Annotated in this window: 1 protein-coding gene; it reads right to left on the bottom strand. The window is 38.0% G+C overall.

The genetic code is table 11. From position 1 onward, the window contains the following. Positions 1 to 2217 (bottom strand): autotransporter outer membrane beta-barrel domain-containing protein (locus ACFIKE_RS09530; RefSeq protein WP_375649579.1); only part of this gene is annotated, 2217 nt, incomplete at its 3' end. Positions 2218 to 2398: the final 181 nt, after the last annotated feature.

Here is a 2398-nt window from a genome sequence, read left to right as displayed (position 1 = left end):
TGTACTTTTTTGGCTTTGTGCAACATCTTGAGGCTGTAGAGAGAGCTTTCCATAAGACCCCATAACCCCAAAGGATATAGTACTGTCAACATTTTCAACAGTTTGTAGCAAAACACCTGTCTCTAGCGCATAGTACCCTAGATCCCCTCCATAACCATATTCAAGCGCAGATAAATCTGAAACATAACGATAACTCCCACCATAGCCACGCAAAAATGAAGCAGGATTTTCACGAATTTCCAACATTCCACTAGGATTAGTCCGTACTCTCTCCAACTGCTTGTTTTGATTGCTGATATCCATTAAACCAGCATGGAATAAACTATTTGGCAAAAGCAGATAAGTTGGTACCTGAGGAACAACAGATCTTACACCTCGTCGAGACGGAGAAACCGACTCAACCTCAGAAGAAGGAACTACAGACTTAACCTCAGAAGAAGGAACTACAGACTTAACCTCAGAAGAAGGAAGAAGAGTTGTAGGTTGAGAATCAGCAGATTTAACAGACAAATTCTCTAGACGAAAATCCCAAAATTCTCTTCTTCTACTTAAAACTAATTTTTGAGAAGAATTTCCTTCTCCCAACTCAGACTTTGGACCATAAGCACGGAGTCTATACTGATAAGGTAAATTGTTTAACGTAACATAATCACCATTCAGCTTAAAAGAATCCTTCTCTGCTGCCCCAAAAACTTGGATAATCGAAATTCCTTGATCATTTCCACCACTCCCCGTAGCCCCCCCTGGACTTCCAGAAACGCTTTGCACATGTACTGTTGTTTTACCAGAAACATCACCATGAATTAAAACACGATCGGTCCGTTGATTTTCTACAGAACCACCCTCATTCAAGTACGTATTGAGATAAAGATGCGCATTGCCTTGCGCCTTATAAACCACACCTGATCCCTTTCCAATGCGGAGTGTTTGATAATTACCAGCTCCGCTAGAGTTTGGTTTTTCAAAAACAATAGAACTATCAATAAGATGTATCAATGAAATCGATGAAACACCCATAGAGCTAGAATTTTGCAAATTATTATTTTTCGGTCGCGTTAAAGTCCATGTTGACCCTCCATTCAACTTAAATTCAGCAACAGAACTTTTATCAATGAGAACACCCCCTATAAGTGTAGAACCCCAATCAGCTGAAACCTTCACAAGAGAATTATCCTCAGCCTTCAACAATAAATCTCCAGAAAGTGTAGCCTTCAAGTCAACGCTAACACTAGCACCAGATTTTTTGCTATAAATAGCCGCACTATTTGGAACCATAAACTTAGCACGCATTAAATTAACAGCCCCACTCGCAAATATCCCTTTTTTCGGCAAACTTCCGAAGACAATTGAACCCGCTCCATGATGATAGCGAAAAACATAAGCCGAGTTTTCCGCATGAAAAACTTCTCCTGGATCATAATTGCGCCGTTTCTCACCAAGAAAACGGAAGCCGTAAGACGCATTCCCCTCTACTACAATGGTAGAATTATCTATACGAATATAGCCAGCAACTTCCGAAAATGAAACACCATGGGCATTAGAAAGCTTAACGTTACCCTCTTCAAGATTGATATACCCCCCATATCCCAACATCTGAAAAGCCGAATTTTCACTATTCTCATTTACATCCGTTGCCTGACTACCATTGTCGGTAATGGAAACGGACTTCATCAAGACGCGTGCACTCTCTTTTGTTTGAACTCCGATACCATTTTTAAAGTCAATCGTTCCTTCTATTATCTCAACTACTCCTCTATTACTTGCCAGAACTCCGACACCATTTGTAGAATTAATCACTCCTTTTACTATCTCAACAGCTCCCTCATCATTGGCTACTACACCATATTCCCAAAAATCTTTATCCAAACCATCACTATTTGAAGCATCCTTAATAGTTATATCAACCCCTTTAATCCACGTCCCCTTGGCAAATGCTTCTACAGCTGCTTCCTCAGCATTGTTTTTACTAGATTTTTGATAAGTTTTTTTAAAAATGTTATGATTTTTTTTATCATTGCACCGATAAAATGAGTCACTTTCTTTACATGAAAAATTATTCTTACTATTTTGCCTATTTTGCACGTTACCATTAACTACATTGCTAGGTTGCATCTTAGCACCAACTGCATCAGCTTGTGCCTTTGCGTTGGGCACAAAAAAAAGAATAGCTGTTGTAAAAGTACATAAGGAGAAACGATTTTTAAATAGATTTACCATAATTACACCATAATTCTGCCCCATTGTAGAGCAATGCATAACGTATTAAGAGATTTAACCAGAAAATTTAATACGTTTTGGTTTAAAGATAGGAAGTTTATTAATATTTTTTGTGTTTTATGTAAATATGGAATTAAAAAATTACTCAAAAATACAATCTAAATCTGTCGCTTTTACAAAA

Origin of the sequence: Bartonella sp. MU70NMGDW, assembly GCF_042194085.1 — a bacterium.
Classification (GTDB): domain Bacteria; phylum Pseudomonadota; class Alphaproteobacteria; order Rhizobiales; family Rhizobiaceae; genus Bartonella; species Bartonella grahamii.
This window is presented reverse-complemented; position numbering and strand designations above follow the sequence as displayed.